At 45.7% G+C, this 21,419-nt stretch carries 16 protein-coding genes and 1 riboswitch; of the genes, 5 read left to right on the forward strand and 11 right to left on the reverse strand.

The window, feature by feature from the left end; translation table 11 throughout:
• Window positions 1-52: 52 nt before the first annotated feature.
• From pflB to ACG3M1_RS13860, 4 genes are all read right to left on the reverse strand, one after another.
• A complete protein-coding gene (gene pflB / locus ACG3M1_RS13845) occupies window positions 53-2,308 on the reverse strand; it encodes a formate C-acetyltransferase (RefSeq protein WP_002610618.1) in 2,256 nt (751 codons plus the stop codon).
• A gap of 101 nt (window positions 2,309-2,409) precedes the next feature.
• Window positions 2,410-2,488, reverse strand: a riboswitch (ZMP/ZTP riboswitch).
• 484 nt (window positions 2,489-2,972) lie between these two features.
• On the reverse strand, window positions 2,973-3,794 hold the full coding sequence (locus ACG3M1_RS13850; RefSeq protein ID WP_002610616.1) for an SDR family NAD(P)-dependent oxidoreductase: 822 nt from the start codon (window positions 3,792-3,794) through the stop codon (window positions 2,973-2,975).
• A 170-nt stretch (window positions 3,795-3,964) separates the two neighbouring features.
• A complete protein-coding gene (locus ACG3M1_RS13855; protein ID WP_009270971.1) occupies window positions 3,965-4,732 on the reverse strand; it encodes a nucleoside phosphorylase in 768 nt (255 codons plus the stop codon).
• 12 nt (window positions 4,733-4,744) lie between these two features.
• Window positions 4,745-5,962, reverse strand: coding sequence for an MFS transporter (locus ACG3M1_RS13860; protein WP_008817480.1), 1,218 nt, complete (start codon window positions 5,960-5,962; stop codon window positions 4,745-4,747).
• Between the two features lie 240 nt (window positions 5,963-6,202).
• Between ACG3M1_RS13860 and ACG3M1_RS13865 the strand changes: the two genes are divergently transcribed.
• From ACG3M1_RS13865 to ACG3M1_RS13885, 5 genes are read left to right on the forward strand one after another with little or no spacing between them, the layout of a single operon-like run.
• A complete protein-coding gene (locus tag ACG3M1_RS13865) occupies window positions 6,203-7,393 on the forward strand; it encodes a helix-turn-helix domain-containing protein (protein ID WP_002610611.1) in 1,191 nt (396 codons plus the stop codon).
• Complete coding sequence (locus ACG3M1_RS13870) at window positions 7,380-8,132, forward strand: ABC transporter ATP-binding protein (protein ID WP_002610609.1); 753 nt, start codon at window positions 7,380-7,382, stop codon at window positions 8,130-8,132. The genes ACG3M1_RS13865 and ACG3M1_RS13870 overlap by 14 nt, the downstream gene beginning before the upstream one ends.
• The gene (locus ACG3M1_RS13875) at window positions 8,119-8,886 is read left to right on the forward strand and encodes an ABC transporter permease (protein WP_008817481.1); all 768 of its coding nucleotides are present in this window, start codon (window positions 8,119-8,121) and stop codon (window positions 8,884-8,886) included. Before ACG3M1_RS13870 ends, ACG3M1_RS13875 begins: the two co-directional genes overlap by 14 nt.
• On the forward strand, window positions 8,883-9,890 hold the full coding sequence (locus tag ACG3M1_RS13880) for an ABC transporter substrate-binding protein (protein ID WP_008817482.1): 1,008 nt from the start codon (window positions 8,883-8,885) through the stop codon (window positions 9,888-9,890). Before ACG3M1_RS13875 ends, ACG3M1_RS13880 begins: the two co-directional genes overlap by 4 nt.
• Window positions 9,887-10,636: an ABC transporter permease gene (locus ACG3M1_RS13885; protein WP_008817483.1), complete on the forward strand. Its 750-nt coding sequence runs from the start codon at window positions 9,887-9,889 to the stop codon at window positions 10,634-10,636. Before ACG3M1_RS13880 ends, ACG3M1_RS13885 begins: the two co-directional genes overlap by 4 nt.
• Before the next feature lie 178 nt (window positions 10,637-10,814).
• Here the strand turns inward: ACG3M1_RS13885 and carB (ACG3M1_RS13890) are convergent, their stop codons facing one another.
• The 7 genes from carB (ACG3M1_RS13890) to carB (ACG3M1_RS13920) all read right to left on the reverse strand — a co-directional run bounded on the left by carB (ACG3M1_RS13890) (window position 10,815) and on the right by carB (ACG3M1_RS13920) (window position 21,419).
• Entirely contained in the window at window positions 10,815-14,033 is a 3,219-nt protein-coding gene (gene carB, locus ACG3M1_RS13890) for a carbamoyl-phosphate synthase large subunit (RefSeq protein WP_395814268.1), read from the reverse strand.
• Window position 14,034: 1 nt separating this feature from the next.
• Window positions 14,035-15,111 (reverse strand): carbamoyl phosphate synthase small subunit, encoded by a 1,077-nt coding sequence (locus ACG3M1_RS13895; protein WP_008817485.1) that lies wholly within the window; start codon window positions 15,109-15,111, stop codon window positions 14,035-14,037.
• Between the two features lie 96 nt (window positions 15,112-15,207).
• Window positions 15,208-15,846: an orotate phosphoribosyltransferase gene (pyrE, locus tag ACG3M1_RS13900; protein WP_008817486.1), complete on the reverse strand. Its 639-nt coding sequence runs from the start codon at window positions 15,844-15,846 to the stop codon at window positions 15,208-15,210.
• Window positions 15,847-16,548 (reverse strand): orotidine-5'-phosphate decarboxylase, encoded by a 702-nt coding sequence (pyrF, locus tag ACG3M1_RS13905; RefSeq protein WP_008817487.1) that lies wholly within the window; start codon window positions 16,546-16,548, stop codon window positions 15,847-15,849. It lies immediately after the preceding gene.
• Window positions 16,548-17,456, reverse strand: a complete 909-nt coding sequence (locus tag ACG3M1_RS13910) for a dihydroorotate dehydrogenase (RefSeq protein ID WP_008817488.1) — start codon at window positions 17,454-17,456, stop codon at window positions 16,548-16,550. The genes pyrF and ACG3M1_RS13910 overlap by 1 nt, the downstream gene beginning before the upstream one ends.
• On the reverse strand, window positions 17,456-18,202 hold the full coding sequence (locus tag ACG3M1_RS13915) for a dihydroorotate dehydrogenase electron transfer subunit (protein ID WP_009270974.1): 747 nt from the start codon (window positions 18,200-18,202) through the stop codon (window positions 17,456-17,458). The genes ACG3M1_RS13910 and ACG3M1_RS13915 overlap by 1 nt, the downstream gene beginning before the upstream one ends.
• A 1-nt stretch (window position 18,203) precedes the next feature.
• Entirely contained in the window at window positions 18,204-21,419 is a 3,216-nt protein-coding gene (carB, locus tag ACG3M1_RS13920; protein WP_008817490.1) for a carbamoyl-phosphate synthase large subunit, read from the reverse strand.

Here is a 21,419-nt window from a genome sequence, read left to right on the forward strand (position 1 = left end):
TCCGTAAACGTAGAAAGGCCTGTTTGTATAACAGACCTCTTTTCTTTGTAACTTACAGACTTGCGTGGCAGGTTCTGGAAATAACATCCAGCTGCTGTTCACGCGTCAGGTCAATGAATTTTACAGCATATCCGGAAACACGGATCGTGAAGTTTGCATACTCCTCTTTTTCCGGATGCTCCATGGCATCATGCAGCTTTTCAATACCGAATACATTGACATTCAGATGATGGGCTCCCTGATCAAAGTAGCCATCCAGAACATGTACCAGATTATCGGCACGCTCATCCTCATTGTGTCCAAGCGCATCCGGACTGATGGTCTGCGTATTGCTGATGCCGTCCAATGCATATTCATAAGGCAGCTTGGTTACGGAATTCAAAGAAGCCAGCAGACCGTTCTGTTCTGCACCATAGGAAGGGTTTGCCCCCGGTGACAATGGCTCTCCGGCCTTACGTCCGTCCGGCAGAGCTCCGGTAGCCTTACCATATACGACATTGGAGGTGATAGTAAGAATCGAGGTAGTCGGTTCAGAGTCACGATAGGTATGACGCTTCTCGATTTTCTCCATAAAGGTCTTTAACAGCCACACTGCAATATCATCCGCACGGTCATCATCATTTCCATAGCGCGGGAAATCACCCTCGATTTCATAATCAATAACCAGTCCGTCTTCATCACGAACCGTCTTAACCTTGGCATATTTGATTGCTGCCAGGGAATCTACGACATGGGAGAATCCGGCAATGCCTGTCGCAAAGGTTCTGCGCACATCGGTATCGATCAGTGCCATTAAGGAGCTTTCATAATAATATTTATCATGCATGTACTGAATCAGGTTCAGGATGTTGACATACAGATCAGCCAGCCATTCCATCATATTGTCATACTTATGCATAACCTCATCATAATCCAGATATTCACTGGTAATCGGACGATATTCCGGACCGACCTGTGCTTTCGTCTTTTCATCAATTCCACCGTTAATTGCATACAACAGACATTTTGCAAGGTTAGCACGTGCTCCGAAGAACTGCATTTCCTTACCTGTCTGCGTGGCACTCACACAGCAGCAGACGGCATAGTCATCCCCCCATACCGGGCGCATAACATCATCATTCTCATACTGTACGGAGCTTGTCTCAATCGAGATGCGTGCGGAATATGTCTTGAAGCTTTCCGGCAGATGAGAGGAATACAGCACCGTCAGGTTCGGCTCCGGTGCCGGTCCCATATTTTCCAGTGTATGCAAAAAACGGAAGTCGGATTTTGTAACCATATGGCGGCCATCCATACCCAGACCTGCCAGATCCAGTGTAGCCCATACCGGGTCACCGGAGAACAGCTGGTTATAAGAAGGAATACGTGCAAATTTCACCATACGGAACTTCATCGTCATATGATCGATCAGCTCCTGTGCTTCACTTTCGGTAAGAATTCCTGCCTCCAGATCACGTTCGATATAAATATCCAGGAAGGTGGAAACACGTCCGACACTCATTGCAGCACCATTCTGTGTCTTGATGGCCGCAAGATAACCGAAATACAGCCACTGAACTGCCTCCTTCGCGGTTGTTGCAGGTCCGCTGATATCAAAGCCGTAAAGTGCAGCCATCGCCTTCATACCCTTTAACGCCTTAATCTGCTCAGCCAGCTCCTCACGCTGACGGATGATGTCATCGCTCATTACACCGCAGCCGCAGTTTGCCTTATCCTTCTGTTTCTGTTCGATCAGATAATCGATACCGTACAGAGCAACACGACGGTAATCGCCAACGATTCGTCCGCGTCCATAGGTATCCGGAAGACCGGTAACGATTTTGTTCCGTCTTGCCAGTCGCATTTCCGGTGTATAGCAGTCAAACACGGCATCGTTGTGTGTCTTGTGATATTCATGGAAGATTTCATGCAGCTTTTCACTTGGCTCATATCCATAGGTGGTACATGCCTCTTCACTCATTTTAATACCGCCGTATGGCATGAAAGCACGCTTCAGCGGCTTGTCTGTCTGCAAGCCGACGACTGCTTCCATATCCTTTAATTCATCCTTGATGTAGCCGGGGCCATAAGAGGTCAAAGAGGAAACGATTTCTGTTTCCATATCGAGAACACCGTTCTTTGCGCGTTCTTCCTTCTGCAGCTTCTGCAGCTCCTGCCACAGCTTGTTCGTTGCTTCTGTCGGTTCAGCCAGAAACGACTCGTCCCCGTCATATGGCTTGTAGTTGTTCTGAATAAAATCCCGAACATTGATTTCCTCTTTCCAGAGGCGGCCTGTAAAGCCTTCCCATTCTTTGCGTTCATTCATCATAAATCCTGCGTCCTCCTGTTTCATTCTGTTATGAAATGGTTTCGTAAGATAAATCATAGGACTGATTCATCCACAAGAAAAGAGCCGACAGTTGTCCCGAGCTCTTCTGCCCAGACGGTCGGCCCCTATACATTATACTCCCTGTGGTCAATTCCACTTCCGTCAGTCATATAACTGAATAAACTGTATCATTTTTTCAGCCGAACGTCAATAGGCTTGCATACAAAATAAGCTTACAAAGTAAGAAGGTCACGATTCACAGCAAATCCACGAAAAGAAGGATCAAACAGAAGTATAAAAATCACACAGGATGGAAAGTCATTCCCCCGTCAAACTATTACATCTTTTCTTTTTTGATCATTCGTTTATAAACTGTGAACAGTAACAAAAGCAGACCGCCTGTCCGCCGTATCGTGGAAACAGACAGTCTGATTGTGAAGTCAGATTTGGGCTGGTTGTAAAGTTATAAGGAAAACAAAGAACTGCAATCTCTTTGTTAGTTTAATCTAACTCCATATATAGAATACTCTTTTTTACAGCATCTGTCAATGAAAACATCCTGAACTCTTTATAAAAAAAGAAGCTGATGATGATAAGGTGCGCAACTTCAGAAAATAAAAACGAAAAGGCTTTGAATTCCTCTCCGTCTTTCTTCATATGTATGTTAATAAACAGTAAAACCGCCATCACTTGCGACAATGCTACCGGTGATGTGTCTTGCCTCATCACTGGCAAAATACAGGATCGTCGCTGCCTGCTCCTCACTTGTAGCATTGCGATGCTGCAGAGTTTCCGTCTTACCGGCAATCATGGAATTCTTCATAAATTCCTGCGGGTCTTTTCCCTGTGCCTTCAATTCCGCAATCTTGGCATAAATCTTCTGCTTTGCGGCTTCTGTCAGCGGTGTATCGGTTCCTGCCGGACAGATGGCATTGCAGGTAATGTTTTTCGCAGCGTAATCCATTGCCGTTGATTTTGTCAGTCCGACAACACCGTGCTTGCTGGCAACATAGGCAGGTCCTGCAGGGGTTGCCCGAATACCTGCCACGGATGCGGTATTCACAATACTTCCACCGGTTTCATTGGTAAGCATGTATTTCACTTCCTCACGAATGCAATAGAACATGGCATTCAGATTGGCATTGACAACGCTGAACCAGTCCTCATCTGTCAAATCTTCGATTTTCTTGGAATCTCCGACGATGCCGGCATTGTTAATAGCGATATCGATACGTCCATACACTTCCATCACTTTCGCATACAGGGCGATGATATCTTCTTTTATAGTCACATCACAGCGCACAAACAGTGCCTTGCCTCCCTGATCCGTAATGGTCTTTTCAATCGCCTTTCCGCGTTCTTCATTTCGTCCAGCGATGACAACGGTTGCCCCTTCTGCACCGGCACGGATACAAACTGCTTTTCCTATTCCGGAGGTTCCTCCGGTTACGACCATAATTTTATCCTTAAAACGTTCTGTATTCATAAAAAGCTCCTTTCTGTTTTCTTAATATTATTATAGCGCTTACAAAGAAAAAATACTACACTTATACAATCTTTATGCAGAGTTGAAAACCGCAGCTGGAAATCCTCCATGCTACGGCTATTTCATTTTATCTATACGCTTTCGTTCCCTTTATTTCTTTATCTCCTTCCTTATGCTTCTTTTTCTTTTTCATACTGCGTTGATGGCTCTAGCATCGCATCCAGTACAAGCTGCGCCATTTCATAATGCAGCTTGCGATAATCCTCCTCACATTCCCATTTCTCGTTCTTGCGACTGACATGAACAGCGAGGCAGTTTGCAGCAGGAATCTGGTATAAGGATGCTAGTATATAAAGTACTGCTGTTTCCATTTCACAATTCATAATTCCCAGACTTGACCATTCTTCAATCATATTGGGAACAGGAAGTGCTTTTCCCTTTATTGAAATACCCCTTCCCTGCCCTATGTAATATGTTTCTGCCGTCAGTCCCAATCCGATATGGATTTTTTTACTGCCGGACAGATGTTTTGCAATCCGACTGACTAACAGCGAATCTGCAACAGCAGGATACGTATCCGGGACATAAGTCGTCATCAATCCTGTTGTTCGTGCCATTCCAGTATTTAAAATGATATCGCCTGGCTCAATATCGTCACGCCATGCGCCGCAGCCTCCGCAACGTACGATTTGTTTTGCTCCATTTTCCAGCAGCTCACTCACACAGATTTCCGTTGAGCCTACACCTATGCCGGTAGAACATACGGATACCTTCTGATTTTTATAATAACCATTCATTAAAAGAAATTCACGATTATTAACAATAATACTACGCTTATCAAACGCTTCTGCAAGAAGTGAAACCCTACCAGGATCTCCAACAATTATGGTCGCTTCCCCCAAATCTCCGTGCTTTAATTCTTTCAAATGTATACTCATATTATCTACCTCCTATGCCTGTGTTTCTGCTGGCTTTGGCTTGTGTATCTGTAGCGTTGTCACTGTAATCAGAGATATACAGTATAACACGGTAAGAAATGCCATGGCTACTGTTAGAGAATAGTTATCTAAAAAGAAACCGATAGCGATTGAGGAAAAACCACCAATAGCACGACCGATATTGAAAATAATATTATTTGCAGTTGCACGGATATGTGTTGGATATAGATTACCAACAATTGCTCCGTAGCCTGCATTCATACCGTTGGCAAAAAAACCTACAATTGCGCCCCCAACCAAAATCAACATTGCAGAATCTGCAAAGGAATATGCAAATACTGCAATCGCAGATGCAATCAGAAATGATGCATAGGCCGTTTTGGCACCAATCTTATCCATAATCTGACCGAAGACCAGCATTCCTAAAGACATACCGATAATGGTTGCTATCATCCAAATTGATGAACCGGAAATACTAAGTCCGGCTTTGTTTTGCAAAATTGAAGGAAGCCAGTTCATCAGCCCAAAGTATCCGGCAACCTGTACAATCGCCATAATGGTCAGACGAATCGTTGTAAAAGCCCTGCCTTCTGTAAAAAGATCACGTATTCCTGATTTTTTAGTAACCGATTCTTTTTTTACCGCCTTCCATGCTTCAGATTCCGGCAGCTTCCAAAGGATAAAAACAGCCAGGAAAATTGGAAGAGCACCAAATACAAATAAACCTCTCCAGCCGAATGTTGGAATAATCAATGCAGCTCCTATGGCAGCAATGATACTGCCAAGCTGTCCTGCAATTGTTACAAATGAAGTAATTCTTCCTCTTTTACCCTCAGCGAAAGAATCCGCAATGATGGACATAATCACACCATACTCTCCGCCTCCGCCGACACCTACCAAAAAGCGCAGCACATAAATGGCAGTTATGCTTGTAGAACAAGCTGTCAGCCCTGTCGCTATAGAGAAAATAGCGACTGTAATTGCAAAAATTTTTACTCTGCCATACTTGTCTGCCAATGTTCCAAAGATGATACCACCGGCCAGCATTCCCAGATTGGTGATGGTGGATATCGCTCCACCTGCAGTTGAGCTGATTGCAAAATCAGCAATAATAGAGGTCAGTACATAGGATAACAGCATCGTACTACAGCTCTGCATTCCCAGCCCGGCCATTGTGGTACCTAATGCCGTTTTCTGATAGGTACTCATATTCATACGTTCTTGACTCATAAAAAGTCTCCTTTCCTTACACCACCATTTTAGATAGAAAAGCGCATTCTAACAATTGTAGAAAGAGCCCAAAAATTACCAGTGATTTCGTGTATCTACACAATTTACACGTTTACTTCTTGTATGATATCATTCAGTAATAAATAAGGTGTATTGTAACCGCAATCATATTATTTATATACCGGTATGATCTGTATCCAAAAACATCACACGAAATTTGTGAATGGGAGGTGATACCGTATGATCTATTTAAGCACGATCATGAGCAGTGATATCTGGGATCTGAAAGCGCTGTATGAGGGGGCTAATGTACAGCGCTTGGTTGCTTCTGTAACCATTATGGAATCTCTACCCATACGGGAATGGGCGAAGGGTGGTGAACTGCTTCTGACAAGTTCCAGAACATTACCGGAAAATGAGCAGGATCTGCTGGAGTTACTCCATGATATGCAGCGCCTGTCAACCGCTGCTCTTGCGGTAAAATGCAGAGAAACTGACGAGCATATGGCGCGTGTAAAAAGACTTTCCATACTGGCGCAGGAATGGCAGATTCCCATTTTTCTCATTCCGCCTCAGCGAACCTACCTATCCTTAACGAATGCTATCAATCGTCTGCTTTCTCTGGCAGATGAACAGGATACCCTTAAGGAATACCTTATGCGTTATCTGCTATTAAGCACGGATCCTTTCAAGGATTTGATTGTCCGACGCTGTACGCAGTCATTGCAGCTTGCACTGTTTCAGAACGAACTGCAGCTGATTCAGTTTCAAATTGATAGAGAATCTACGAATGCTCAGCTCTCTGAGCAGAAGCGCTATTCGATTTTTCTGCATGTCTGTACGATATATGAGCGTATGAAGCAACAGCATCTGCTTCATGACTTTCTCTTCATGCATACGAACACGGCGATTTATACAGCCGTAATTCTGAAAGCTTCACAGTTTTCTTCAGCCTGTATACAAGAACTTAAGCAGTTGATTCCAGTATATCCAGATCTGCAGATTGGAATCAGCTCAGTTCAGAAAGCAGCTAATATTGCTGAGCTGATGAAAGAAGCTGAATTTTCTGTACACGTTGGTCTGACACTACAGAAACAGCAGATTATCCTTTATCCAAAGGTACAACTGCTGCGAATCATACAGGAGCTTCAGCAGCAGGATAAAACAAATTATTTTCAGCAGACCATTGCACCGCTAAAGGAGTATCCTTTTCTGTTGGATACTCTTATCAAATACTTCCGCAATAACGAGAACCAGAAGCAAACATGTAAAGAGTTGTTTATTCATGTTAATACACTGCAGTATCGGCTGAAGAAAATTGAAGCATTATGTGGTTTACACATGAATGACATGCAGGAGAAAATAAACCTTTATGTATCCTTATTATCACATATGATGGAAAATTGGAGGAATGACAATGACAATGATTGAATTGAAAAACATTTCAAAATGTTTTACGACAGCTAACGGAGAGCGGATACAAGCAATTAAAGATGTATCTCTTGCAATCCATGAACACGAATTCATCTCTATTATTGGTCCCAGCGGCTGTGGCAAATCCACATTGCTGCGAATCGTAAGTGAATTACAGGAGCGTGACGGTGGAGAAATCGTATTCCATGACAACACGTTAAAAGAAAATCTGGGTTTTGTATTTCAGGATTCAGTTTTATTCCCTTGGAAAAGTGTTTATGAAAATATCATAATGCCATTGGAAATCAAACATCAAAAAACACCGGAATCATTGATGCGTGTAGAGAAATTGCTGGAGTTGATGAAACTTAAGGAATTTCGAAATTCTCTGCCAAAGGAGCTGAGCGGAGGTATGAAGCAGAGAGCTTCCATCGCTCGTTCACTTAGCTACGACCCAAAGCTTCTGTTAATGGATGAACCCTTTGGTGCGTTGGATGCCCTGACACGAGATTATTTGAATCTGGAGCTCAGACGTCTTTGGAAACAGACGAAAAAAACCATTCTATTTGTTACACATGACATAGAAGAGGCTGTTTTTCTATCCACACGCGTTGCCGTTTTAAGTAATCGGCCTTCCAAAATTCGCGACATCATCACTATTGATCTCCCACAGGAACGAAGCCTGAAGCTGCGAGAAGCTATAGAGTTTACGGATTATGTATCCAGATTGCGAGGTATGCTGAATGAGCAGGCATAAAAAAGAAGCGATATGGTATACGCTTCTCTCTCTATCTGTATTTATCTTTTTATGGTATGCTTATGTAACTTTTTTCCATATTCCCTCCTTCATCCTACCAACTCCCACTGCCGTTGCTAAGGAAATGGTTTTTCAGCTCACGCAAATGGATTTTTATAAAAATCTGCTATATACCCTGAGCGAGGTTCTGTTTGGCTTCGCACTCTCAGTTTTGTTTGGTATTATAGTCGGTTACTGTATTGGGAAGCATCCACATATCAAACAGCTGAGTATGCCTCTGCTTGTATTTTTTCAGGTATCACCGAAAATTGCCTTAATTCCTATTTTCATTATCTGGTTTGGACTTGGTTATGGCTCCAAATTATTCATCGTTTTCATCATGTCCTTTTTTCCTATCATAGAAGGTGTGCTGCTGGGTCTCGGTCATATCCCAAAAGAAATGTATGCATATATGCAGGTATTGAACGCAGATCGCAGACAGATATTTACTCAGCTAGAGTTTCCGTGCTGCATACCGTATCTTCTCTCTTCCTTCAAGATAAGCATCCTACAGGCTATTATTGGAGCAACTGTAGCGGAATGGATGGCAGGACAGTCGGGTATCGGATATTTGCAATCATTTGCCAGTTCCACCTTTGATAGTCCGCTGCTGATATCAGGTATTCTATTTACCATTTTGCTGGGAATTTTACTGTATGCAGCTGTAAACCTGCTGGAACAACGGTTACAGCGATATCAGGAGGTAAAGCAATGAAAAAATTCTGTTTCATTTTGTTATCTTTATGTTTGTTATCCGGATGTACTGGTTCTTCGTTTCACCCATATAAAAATACAGATGGACTATTTGAAGTTGATATTCAGATTGATGGAGCTGCAACACCTTATTATGCGCCGCTATATCTCGCACAGGAAAAGGGCTATTTCAAGGAGGAAGGACTGCAGGTCAATTTCTATTATGCATCTGCTGCAGAAATTGTTAAAAACGTGGGGGCAGGAAATGTACCCTTCGGTTTTCCTAATGCGGATACTGTATTGTTGGGTCGGGGAAACGGTGTTCCAGTCAACATCATTCATACTACCTATCAGAAGGGGCTGGGAGCAATCATTTACAAAAGCGAATCTGGCATTCATAAAATACAGGATCTGAAGGGCAAAACAATTGCCATTACAAGTTATGGCAGTCCCAATTATATTCAGCTGAAGGTTATTCTGCAGCAGAACGGCCTATCCATCCATGATGTGCAAATCAAAGTGATCGGAACAGGTGCAATTGTGAATGCTCTCGTTTCCAATCAGGTAGATGCAATTTGCTTTTCTAAGCTTCGCACCTATGAGCTTCAGTCTAGTGGAATCGACGTTAAACAGTTTCTCAGCAACGACTATATGCCCTCCTATGGAAATGTAGTAATCACCTCACAGACTTTCTTGAAAGAGCATCCGGAAATATGCAGAGGTTTTACGAATGCCTTGAATCGGGGTATGCAGGATATTATAGAAGGTCAGGTGCAGGAAGCTGTGAATATCGCAAAGGAAAAATTTACACCAAGCATTGCCGGAAGTGAACAGAAATACATAGATATTATTTCGCAGGAATTTGTAAAAAATCTTTGGGTTTCTGAAGATACCGCAGTGTATGGATATGGCTACAGTAATCTCCATGATTATCAGATTTACATTGACCTGCTGCAAAAAAACGGATTATTCAAGACATCCTTTCCTGCAGATGAGCTCATAGTTCAACCGGGAGGTGCATCATGAAAAAAACAAGAATCTATGTGGAAATGTGCGTACTGCTTACATGCCTGCTGATACTGTGGCAGTTTATCACCATTATATTTCATATCCCCAGCTATTATCTTCCTTCTCCTGTTGATTTTTTCAAATATTTTATACAATTTATGCAAAGCGGCAACATGGGATTGCATATCACAACAACGCTGTATGAAATTTTTATCGGCACCTTCTGGGGTATTATCTTAGGTATGATTCTCGGTTATTTACTCGCGAAAAACAGACTTTTAGAGCATCTGCTTATGCCATTGCTTCTCATCATGCAGATTTCACCGAAAATTTCCATTGCTCCGCTATTCATTTTATGGTTTGGGCTTGGACTGACTTCCAAAATAGCATTGGTCATTCTGGTAGTGTCCTTCCCTATCATGGTGGCGGAAAGCAGTGCATTGAAGAAAATCAATTCCGGATATAGGGATCTCATGAATATATTACAGGCAAATCGATGGCAGATTTTCATACGTATGGAGTTGCCCTGTGCCTTCCATGAGGTCATCAGCGGCAGCAAGGTCGCTGTGACACAGGCAATTACTAGCGCTGTGATCGGAGAAATGATGGGGGCAAAAGCCGGTCTTGGCTATCTGCTGACAAATGGTGCAGAAATGTACGATTTAAATATGATTCTCTCTTCAATATTCCTGCTTTCTCTGCTGGGACTTCTTTTATATGAAGCTTGTCAGATTGTAGAGCATAGAGTGCTGTATTGGAAATAACAATGCCTTTTTGGCAATGTATATACTTTTTTCCTAAGGCTGAATAATAAAAAAAGGGAAATCCAAAATGATTGAATTCCTCAATCGTTTGGATTTCCTTTTTCATAAACACTCAAAGATATAAACACTCGGCAAATGCTGAAAGTATTTTAACTATGCTTTTATAATAGAGACATATTTAGTGCTCCAGCTCGTTCATTGAAATGGTTGTAAAATTCAAGGCCTCCAGCACCTTTAATATCGCATTTGCCGTATCAAAGGAGGTGAAGCAGCTGATATTATTTTCTGCGGATACACGACGAATCAGGAAGCCGTCATTCGTTACCTCCTTATCCTCGCTGGACATGGTATTGATCACATAATTTACCTTTCCCTTGCGAATCACATCCAGGACATTCAAATCGCCCTCCTGGGAAATCTTATTGACAGTTTTCACAAACAACCCGTTTTCCTGTAAGAACTTCGCTGTTCCACTTGTCGCATAGATGCCATAGCCGATGGCTGAGAAACGCTTTGCCATGCGCAGCCCCTCTTCCTTGTCATCATCCGCAATCGTCATCAGCACATTTCCATGATTCGGAATACGGATACCGCTGGCAAGCAGTGCCTTATACAGTGCTTTTTCCAAGGTAACATCACCACCCAGTGCTTCTCCGGTCGATTTCATTTCTGGTCCCAGCACCGTATCAACGCTGCGCAGCTTCGCAAAGGAGAACACCGGAGCCTTGACAAATACACGATTCTCAAACGGACGGATACCTTCCTCATAGCCCTGCTCAGCCAAAGAGTCACCTAGAACACAGCGTGTTGCGATATGACTCATTGCCACTCCGGTGATTTTGCTTAAGAATGGTACGGTACGGGAGCTTCGCGGATTGACCTCCAGAACATATACCATTTCCTCTTTTCCATCCTTTGGCGCCTCCACGATAAACTGAATATTGAACAAGCCGATAAAGTGGAATCCCTTTCCGATACGAATGCTGTAATCAACGATGGTGTCGCGCACCTTGTCGGAAATGGTCTGCGGCGGATAGACACTGATCGAGTCACCGGAGTGAATACCGGCCCGCTCGATATGCTCCATGATTCCCGGAATATACACATGCTCCCCATCGCAGATGGCATCGATTTCCAGCTCCTTACCGACGATGTATTTATCCACCAGAATCGGCGCATCGTGACTGATTTCCTTGACCGCTGTTGCCATATAAACCCGCAGATCATCATCATTGTGCACGATTTCCATCGCACGTCCGCCGAGGACATAGGATGGACGCACCAGCACCGGATACCCGATGCGGTTCGCAATGTTTACGGCTTCCTCTACCTCCACCGCTGTTTCTCCCTTCGGCTGCGGGATATCCAGCGTGTGCAGCATCGCTTCAAATGCATGACGGTCTTCGGCACGGTCAATGTCCTCAAGAGAGGTTCCCAGAATCTTCACACCGCGTTCCACCAGCTTATCCGCCAGATTGATTGCCGTCTGTCCACCGAACTGAACAATCACACCCAGCGGCTGTTCCAGATCCACAACGTGCATAACATCCTCAATCGTCAGCGGTTCAAAATACAGCTTATCGGATATAGAAAAGTCTGTCGATACCGTTTCCGGATTGTTGTTGATAACGATCGCCTCATAGCCGCGCTCCCGCAGTGTCATTACACAGTGTACGGTCGCATAGTCGAATTCCACACCCTGTCCGATACGAATCGGTCCAGAGCCTAGAACGATGATTTTCTTACGGTCTGTACGGAAGGATTCCGTTTCCTGTTCATAGGTGGAATAGAAATACGGCGTCGCACTTTCAAATTCCGCTGCACAGGTATCCACCATTTTGTATACTGGTACGATGCCGTTATTCTTCCGCAGCTCATAGAGGGAGCGCTCCTTCATCCCCCACTTGCGGGCGATATAGGAATCCGCAAAGCCGTTTTCCTTCAACGTACGGAGTACGGTAAGATCCTGTGGATGTGCCATCATTTCTTCTTCCAGAGAAATGATATTCGCAAACTTATGCAGGAAGAACATATCGATCTTCGTTATTTCATGAATACGTGCTAGTGATTCCTTACGGCGAATCAGCTCAGCGATGCCGAACATGCGCAGATCATCCTTTACCGCGATTTTCTCCCACAGCTGCTCAGTTGTACAGGCATCAATTTCCTTATGATCGATGTGATCACATTTCATTTCCAGAGAGCGTACTGCCTTCAGAAAGCTTTCTTCAAAATTGCGACCGATGGACATGACTTCACCGGTAGCCTTCATCTGTGTTCCCAAACGACGATCGGCCCTCTCAAATTTATCAAACGGGAATCGTGCCAGCTTCGTAACGATGTAATCCAGTGATGGCTCAAAGCAGGCATAGCTCGTCTTGGTAATCGGATTGATGATTTCATCCAATGTCATACCGACCGCAATCTTTGCGGCCAGCTTTGCAATCGGATAGCCGGTAGCCTTGGAGGCGAGCGCTGAAGAGCGGGATACTCTTGGATTCACCTCAATGATATAGTATTTGAAGCTGTTGGGATCCAGAGCCAGCTGTACATTGCAGCCTCCGCATATTTTCAAGGCACGTATGATTTTCAGACTGGCATTGCGCAGCATCTGATGCTCACGATCGGACAACGTCTGCACGGGCGCCACAACCATGGAATCCCCGGTATGAATGCCCACTGGATCAATGTTTTCCATGTTGCAGACCACGATAGCATTATCGTTATTGTCCCGCATAACCTCATATTCGATTTCTTTAAAGCCTGCGATGCTGCGTTCAATCAGACACTGATGTACTGGAGACAGCTTTAATCCGTTATCCGCAATGATACGCAGCTCCTCTTCCGTATCCGCAAAGCCTCCACCGGTTCCTCCCAGTGTGTACGCCGGACGAACAACTACCGGATAGCCAATGGAATTCGCAAAGGCAATCGCCTCCTCCACCGTATGAACGATATCGCTCTCCGGTACCGGTTCGTTGATTTCATACATCAGATTCCGAAACAGCTCACGATCCTCCGCCTTGTTGATGGCAGCTAAGTCCGTTCCCAAAATCTCCACATCGTATTCCTCAAGAATTCCCGATTCAGCTAGTTCAACAACCAGATTCAATCCGGTTTGTCCCCCCAGACTGCCCAGTATAGCATCCGGACGTTCTTTATATATGATACGGCTGGCAAATTCCAGTGTTAGCGGTTCAATATAGACACGATCCGCAATCGCCGTATCGGTCATGATCGTTGCCGGATTGGAATTGATCAGGACGACCTCATAGCCTTCCTCACGAAGAGACTGGCAGGCCTGACTTCCGGCATAATCAAATTCCGCTGCCTGACCGATGACAATTGGTCCAGACCCGATCACAAGTATTTTTTTCATATCTGTACGCTTTGTCATTTTATACGTTCTCCTTTTCCATCAGTTTCATAAATTGGTCAAACAGATAATTCGCATCCTCCGGTCCCGGTGCAGCCTCCGGATGATACTGTACACTGAATACCGGATAGCGTTTATGGCGGACACCCTCCACACTCTTATCATTCAGTGCCTGATGTGTCATAATCAGATCTGTGTTCGCAAGACTTTCTGCTTCCACAGCATAGCCGTGATTCTGCGAGGTGATTTCCACCTTTTTGCTGGACAGATTCAGGACGGGATGATTACAGCCGCGATGTCCGAATTTCAGCTTAACCGTATTGGCACCGCACGCCAGAGAAATCAGCTGATGTCCAAGGCAGATGCCGAATACCGGAACATGCTTGATCAGCTCGCGGATTTCCTTGATTGCACCTGTCATATCCTTGGGATCCCCCGGACCGTTGCTCAGCATAATGCCATCCGGATGCAGAGCAAGAATCGCCTGTGCTGATGTATTGTATGGTACAACGACAAGATCGCAGCTTCTGCGAGACAGCTCGCGGATGATGCCATGCTTTGCCCCGAAATCCATCAGTACAACCTTTTTCCCACGGGCTGGAATTGGAAAAGGCTTCTGCGTGGATACGCGTGCAACCTGATCGTGCAAAAAATCAGTCTCCTTCAACAGCCTGACCATTGCATCCACATCTGCATCCGCATTTGCCATAATGGCACGCATGGTACCGCTGCTGCGCAGCTTTCTTGTAATCGCGCGCGTATCCACATGACAGATTCCCGGTATTTCTTTTAGCTTTAAAAATTCATCCAGTGTCAGATCGCATCGGAAATTGCTTGGCTGCGCGCAGTATTCCTTCACAACAAAACCGAACACAGCAGGATCCAGACTTTCAAAGTCATCCCGGTTGATTCCATAATTTCCAATCATCGGATAGGTCATCATAACGATTTGACCGCAATAGGATAAATCGGACAGTACCTCCTGATAGCCGCTCATTCCGGTATTGAACACAAGCTCCCCTACCTGATAATGATCAGCTCCGAAGCCGCAGCCTTCATATACACTGCCGTCCTCCAGTATCAGTAAACGTTTTTTCATATAGCTCCTCCTGTAAGTCCTTACAATTGCCGTTTCCACCAAAAGGGCATAGAATACCTGCTGTATTCTATGCCCCAATGCATTGTGCTCTCTATTCTATTTTTCCATCCAGGATTCATCCTTCGGATCCTGTTTCCATGCCTTTAACTTCTCAAGGTCTCCATCCTTGATATAGGCATGCTCCAATGCCACATCTATCAGTACATCATAATTGCTCAATGTCTTAAATTCACAGGAAATACTGTGAAACAGCTCTGTAGATGCCGGTAACAGATAGGTGAAAATTGCCACAACGCCCAGTACCTCGGCACCTGCCTCACGCAGGGATTCAATGACATCCTTGACGGAGCCTCCCGTTGAAATCAAATCCTCTACGACAACAACCTTAGCACCCTGTTCGATTTTTCCCTCGATTTTATTTCCTTTGCCATGGCTCTTGTTGGAGCTGCGCACATAGCCAAACGGCTTCTCCAGCTTGTCTGCCACCATCGCTCCCCATGGGATACCGGCAGTCGCTGTACCGACGATGACCTCAGCCTCTGCATATTCCTGCTTGATCAGTTCCACAAAGCCTTGCACAACCACAGTGCGCTTTTCCGGAAAGGAAAGTACCAGACGGTTGTCACAGTAGATTGGTGATTTGATTCCGCTTGCCCATGTAAATGGATTATTTGGCTGCAGAGATACCGCCTGGATATCCAGCAGATTCTTTGCGACAGTTTTTTCAATATTCATTTATTTTCCCTCCATCGTTTTTTCAATTTCATGATAGGTAGCCACCGGATCGGCACTTTTTGTAATGCTTCTTCCCACGACGATGTAGTCACAGCCCTGTTCTTTGGCAAATGCCGGCGTTGCCACTCGCTTTTGATCATCCTTGGAATCATCCGCAAGACGAATACCCGGTGTAACCGTCAGAAAGTCAGACCCGCATGCCTCATGAATTGCCTTTGCTTCATGAACAGAGCACACAACACCGTCCAGTCCGCTTTCCTTTGCCAGCTTCGCATAGGAGATAACAACATCCTTTACATCTCCGGGAATCAGCAGCTCTTCATTCATTGCCTCATTGGATGTACTTGTCAGCTGTGTTACAGCGATGCAAAGTGGACGCTTGCCATTGACAGCTCCCTCTTCCAGACCTTCGATTGCAGCCTTCATCATGGCACTTCCACCTGCCGCATGCAGATTAACAACATCCACATCCAGCTTTGCCAGATTCTTCATCGCCTGTTTAACCGTATTTGGAATATCATGCAGCTTCAGATCCAGAAAAATCTGGTGTCCCATCGCCTTCACTTCCCGAACAATTTCAAAACCAAAAGAATACGTAAGCTCCATACCGATTTTCACATAAATCGGCTCCTGAAACTTTAATAGAAATTCATATACTTCCTTACGCGTGGAGAAATCCAACGCAACCATTGTTTTACTCATCAACGAAAACTCCTTCCAACAGCATCATTCAGACTGTTATTCCCATATTTCTTCAGGACCTTTGGCAAATCCTCTATTATTTTAACACAGCACAGCGGATCGATAAAGTTCTGCATTCCCACTTCAACCGCACTTGCCCCGGCATACAGAAATTCCAGTACATCCTCCGCACGCGTGATACCACCGACACCGATAATCGGAATATTGACAGCAGATGCCACCTGATGCACCATACGCACTGCTACCGGCTTAATGGCAGGGCCGCTCAGACCGCCGGTCACATTGGCCAGCAGCGGCTTTCCCGTATGCAGATCCATACGCATTCCCATCAAGGTATTGATGAGCACCAGACCGTCTGCCCCTGCCTCTTCTACAGCCTTGGCAATCTCTACGATGTTGGTAACATTCGGTGACAGCTTGACATAGACCGGCTTTTCCGCCGCTTCCTTAGCCATGCGGGTAACACTCGCCGCCAGCTTGGGATCCGTACCCAGACCGATTCCCCCGTGCTTCACATTCGGACAGCTGATGTTCAGCTCATATGCCTTAACAACCTCGCTTTTATTCAGCTTCGTGATCACCTCGACATATTCCTCTTCACTGGCACCTGCCACATTGGCAATGATCTCCGTATCAAACTGCGCCAGCCATGGCAGCTCCCGCTCCATGATGACATCCACCCCTGGGTTTTGAAGACCGATGGCATTCAGCATGCCGCACGGTGTTTCCGCAACACGCGGTGTCGGATTTCCGAAGCGGCTGTGTGGTGTTGCACTCTTGATTGCTATACCTCCCAAAAGACTCAGATCATACAGCTCGGCAAATTCACGGCCAAAGCCGAAGCAGCCACTGGCTGGGATGATGGGGTTCTTCAGATGAAGTCCCGGTAGTTCTACATGCAGATCCATCAGTATTCCACCTTTCCGATTGGGAAAACAGGACCTTCCTTGCAAATGCGATGGTACATGTTTTCTTCCAACTTATCCTTTGCCACACACGCCATGCAGGCTCCGATGCCGCATGCCATACGGCTTTCAAAGGACATATAGCCGCGGGTGTAGTGCGCTTCCACTGCTTTCAGCATCGGTCTTGGACCGCAGCTGCAGGTAAACTCTGTCGTGATATTATGCTCCCTGATGGCATCCATCACCGTTCCCTTTGTCCCATAACTTCCATCCATGGTCGCTACTGCAACATGACAGCCCAGCCGCTGAAATTCATTTTCGTAAAATACGCTTTCCTGATCATTGAAGCCAAGCACCACGTTAACAGAGGCATTGATATTGCGGTATTGCTTTGCCAGCTCATACAGCGGCGGCACTCCCACACCGCCACCGATCAGCAGCACCTCATGCTCCTCCTCATGAATCGGATAGCTGCTGCCAAGGGGACCAAACACATCGATGATTCCCTGCGTGCGCAGCGTGGAAAGTTTGGCTGTGCCATCCCCTACCACCTTGTAGATGATGACAAAGCGTGTTTTATCTTCAACAGAACAGATGCTGATGGGACGGCGCAGCATAAACCCCTCCACCGCTACATTTACAAACTGTCCCGGCTTCATATCCTTTGCGATGGATGCCTGTATTTCCATACGGTAGGTATCCTTCGCTATCCTCTTATTACTTAAAATCAGTCCTTTTTCTTCCTGCATCTTATCCCTCCAGTTCATTCATGGAAATGGTGGTAAACGTCTGGGATTCCAGCACACGCAGAATCGCATTGGCGGTATCCAGCGATGTGAAGCAGCTGATATTATTCTCAGCGGCAGCACGGCGGATTTCAAAGCCGTCCCGGTTTACCTCACTGGAGATACTCATCGTATTGACCACATAGTTGACGCGTCCCTTACGGATGACATCAATCACATTGTTGTCTGTTTCTTCCTTTACCTTGTCTACGGTTTTTACATAGATACCGTTGGAGGAAAGATACTGTGCCGTTCCCTTCGTCGCATAAATACCATAGCCGATGGCAGAAAAGCGCTTCGCGATCTTCAGCCCCTCCTGCTTGTCATCATCCGCAACCGTAATAAGAACATTGCCGTGCAGCGGAATCTTCACACCACTTGCCAGCAGTGCCTTGTATAATGCCTTTTCCAGCGTTACATCGCCGCCCAGTGCTTCCCCGGTAGATTTCATTTCCGGTCCCAGTGTCGTATCTACACTTCGCAGCTTCGCAAAGGAGAATACCGGGGCCTTGACAAAGACACGCTCCCCTTCCGGATGCACGCCTTCCTCGTAGCCCTGATCCTTTAAAGAATCTCCCAGAACACAGCGTGTTGCCACATAGGACATCCCAACATTCGTAACCTTGCTCAGGAATGGCACGGTACGGGAGCTTCTAGGATTAACCTCCAGAACATACACTCTTTCTTCCCCGCTTTTCTTATCGGTTTCCACGATAAACTGTATATTATACAGACCGATGAAGTGGAATCCCTTACCGATGCGTGTCGCATAATCAATAATGGTATCCTTTACCTTCTGACTTGCCGTCGGAGCCGGATAGACACTGATGGAGTCACCGGAATGCACACCGGCACGCTCGATATGCTCCATGATTCCCGGAATGTATACATGCTCTCCATCACAGATTGCATCCACTTCCATTTCCTTACCGATGATATATTTATCTACCAGAATCGGTGCATCATGACTGATTTCCTTCACAGCCGTTGCCATATAGACACGCAGGTCATCATCGTTGTGCACGATTTCCATCGCACGTCCCCCTAATACATAGGATGGGCGCACCAGTACCGGATATCCGATACGGTTTGCGATTTTCACTGCTTCCTCAACCTCCACAGCGGTTTCCCCCTGCGGCTGCGGTATATCCAGCTTATGCAGCATTTCTTCAAACTCGTGACGATCCTCTGCACGGTCGATATCCTCCAGAGAGGTTCCCAGAATTTTCACACCGCGCGCAACCAGCTTATCTGCCAGATTGATTGCCGTCTGCCCGCCGAACTGCACGACAACACCAAGGGGCTGTTCCAGATCGATGACATGCATAACATCTTCAATCGTCAGCGGTTCGAAATACAGCTTATCGGAAATGGAATAGTCGGTTGATACGGTTTCCGGATTATTGTTGATAACAATCGCTTCATAGCCGCGTTCACGAATCGTCTTTACACAGTGTACAGTCGCATAGTCAAACTCCACACCCTGACCGATACGAATCGGACCGGAGCCGAGTACGATAATTTTACGGTTGTCACTGCATACGGATTCGTTTTCATGCTCATAGGTGGAATACAGATACGGTGTATGCGATACATACTCCCCTGCACATGTATCCACATTTTTATAGACCGGCATAATGCCGTTTTGTTTTCTTGTATCGTAGAGAGCAGCTTCCTCTACGTTCCAGCTTCTTGCAATCCAGGAATCCGCAAAGCCCATTTTCTTGGAAGCCTGCAGAACGTTTAGATCCATCGGATGCTGACGGATGACGGTTTCCTGTGCAACGATGTTTTTAAAGCGGTTCAGGAAGTAGCGATCCATCTTCGTTACTGCAAAGATATCCTCGATATCCGCACCCTTTCGAAGCAATGCGGTTATGACATAGATGCGCTCATCATCACACTGTGCCAGCTTCTTCCATAAGGCATCCTCATTCATCGCGTTGATATCCTTTTGTTCCAGGTGATCCGTCTTCATTTCCAGAGAGCGGATAGCCTTTAAAATCGCTTCATCGAAGGTACGTCCTATGGACATAACCTCACCGGTTGCCTTCATCTGTGTACCCAGTGTACGATCTGCCTTCGGGAATTTATCAAAGGCAAAGCGCGGGAATTTTGTGACAACATAATCGATGCAAGGCTCCACACAGGCATAGCTGGTTGTTGTGACCGGATTGATAATTTCATCCAGTGTCAGACCGACAGCCACCTTCGCCGCAAGCTTGGCAATCGGATATCCGGTCGCCTTGGAGGCAAGGGCAGAGGAGCGTGACACACGCGGATTGACCTCAATGACATAGTAGTTGAAGCTGTTTGGATCCAGTGCGAGCTGCACATTGCAGCCACCGCAGATTTTTAATGCACGAATGATTTTCAATGCAGATGCACGCATAATGCCGCATTCTCTATCCGTCAGCGTCTGAGTTGGCGCAACAACGATGGAATCACCGGTGTGAATACCGACCGGGTCAACATTTTCCATATTGCAGACAACGATTGCATTGTCCGCATTGTCACGCATAACCTCGTATTCAATTTCCTTATAACCGGCGATGCTCTGTTCGATCAGGCACTGGTGAACCGGAGAGATTTTTAAACCGTTATCGCAGATTACCCGCAGCTCTTCCTCACTGTGAGCGAAGCCGCCTCCGGTACCACCCAATGTAAACGCAGGACGTACCACAACCGGATAGCCGTTTTCACATGCGAAAGCCACCGCTTCCTCAATCGTATGAACGATTACACTTTCCGGTACCGGTTCCCCGATTTCATACATCAGCTCTCGGAATTTATCGCGGTCCTCTGCTTTTTCAATGGCATCCAGTGCTGTTCCCAGAATTTCCACGTGATATTCATCCAGAATACCGCTTTCTGCCAGCTCAACAACAAGATTTAAGCCGGTCTGTCCTCCTAGGCTGCCCAAAATAGCATCCGGACGTTCCTTATAGATGACACGGCTCGCAAATTCCAGCGTCAGCGGCTCAATATATACACGGTCCGCAATAACGGTATCCGTCATAATCGTTGCCGGATTGGAGTTGATCAGAATAACCTCATAGCCTTCCTCGCGCAAAGAGGTGCAGGCCTGACAGCCGGCATAGTCAAACTCCGCTGCCTGTCCAATGACGATCGGACCGGAGCCAATCACCATGATTTTCTTTATATCGTTTCTTTTCGGCAT

This window comes from Clostridium sp. 10cd* (genome assembly GCF_044336395.1).
GTDB classification, from domain to species: Bacteria; Bacillota_I; Bacilli_A; order Erysipelotrichales; family Erysipelotrichaceae; genus Clostridium_AQ; species Clostridium_AQ innocuum.

What these genes read in the sequence shown, in the direction of transcription:
- ACG3M1_RS13850 (WP_002610616.1), bottom strand. Translation starts at nt 3,794, where the DNA reads ATGAATACAGAACGTTTTAAGGATAAAATTATGGTCGTAACCGGAGGA.
- pyrE (WP_008817486.1), bottom strand. Translation starts at nt 15,846, where the DNA reads ATGAATATTGAAAAAACTGTCGCAAAGAATCTGCTGGATATCCAGGCG.
- ACG3M1_RS13885 (WP_008817483.1), top strand. Translation starts at nt 9,887, where the DNA reads ATGAAAAAAACAAGAATCTATGTGGAAATGTGCGTACTGCTTACATGC.
- pflB (WP_002610618.1), bottom strand. Translation starts at nt 2,308, where the DNA reads ATGATGAATGAACGCAAAGAATGGGAAGGCTTTACAGGCCGCCTCTGG.
- ACG3M1_RS13875 (WP_008817481.1), top strand. Translation starts at nt 8,119, where the DNA reads ATGAGCAGGCATAAAAAAGAAGCGATATGGTATACGCTTCTCTCTCTA.
- ACG3M1_RS13865 (WP_002610611.1), top strand. Translation starts at nt 6,203, where the DNA reads ATGATCTATTTAAGCACGATCATGAGCAGTGATATCTGGGATCTGAAA.
- ACG3M1_RS13915 (WP_009270974.1), bottom strand. Translation starts at nt 18,202, where the DNA reads ATGCAGGAAGAAAAAGGACTGATTTTAAGTAATAAGAGGATAGCGAAG.
- carB (WP_395814268.1), bottom strand. Translation starts at nt 14,033, where the DNA reads ATGACAAAGCGTACAGATATGAAAAAAATACTTGTGATCGGGTCTGGA.
- ACG3M1_RS13860 (WP_008817480.1), bottom strand. Translation starts at nt 5,962, where the DNA reads ATGAGTCAAGAACGTATGAATATGAGTACCTATCAGAAAACGGCATTA.
- carB (WP_008817490.1), bottom strand. Translation starts at nt 21,419, where the DNA reads ATGCCGAAAAGAAACGATATAAAGAAAATCATGGTGATTGGCTCCGGT.
- pyrF (WP_008817487.1), bottom strand. Translation starts at nt 16,548, where the DNA reads ATGAGTAAAACAATGGTTGCGTTGGATTTCTCCACGCGTAAGGAAGTA.
- ACG3M1_RS13910 (WP_008817488.1), bottom strand. Translation starts at nt 17,456, where the DNA reads ATGGATCTGCATGTAGAACTACCGGGACTTCATCTGAAGAACCCCATC.
- ACG3M1_RS13870 (WP_002610609.1), top strand. Translation starts at nt 7,380, where the DNA reads ATGACAATGATTGAATTGAAAAACATTTCAAAATGTTTTACGACAGCT.
- ACG3M1_RS13880 (WP_008817482.1), top strand. Translation starts at nt 8,883, where the DNA reads ATGAAAAAATTCTGTTTCATTTTGTTATCTTTATGTTTGTTATCCGGA.
- ACG3M1_RS13855 (WP_009270971.1), bottom strand. Translation starts at nt 4,732, where the DNA reads ATGAGTATACATTTGAAAGAATTAAAGCACGGAGATTTGGGGGAAGCG.
- ACG3M1_RS13895 (WP_008817485.1), bottom strand. Translation starts at nt 15,111, where the DNA reads ATGAAAAAACGTTTACTGATACTGGAGGACGGCAGTGTATATGAAGGC.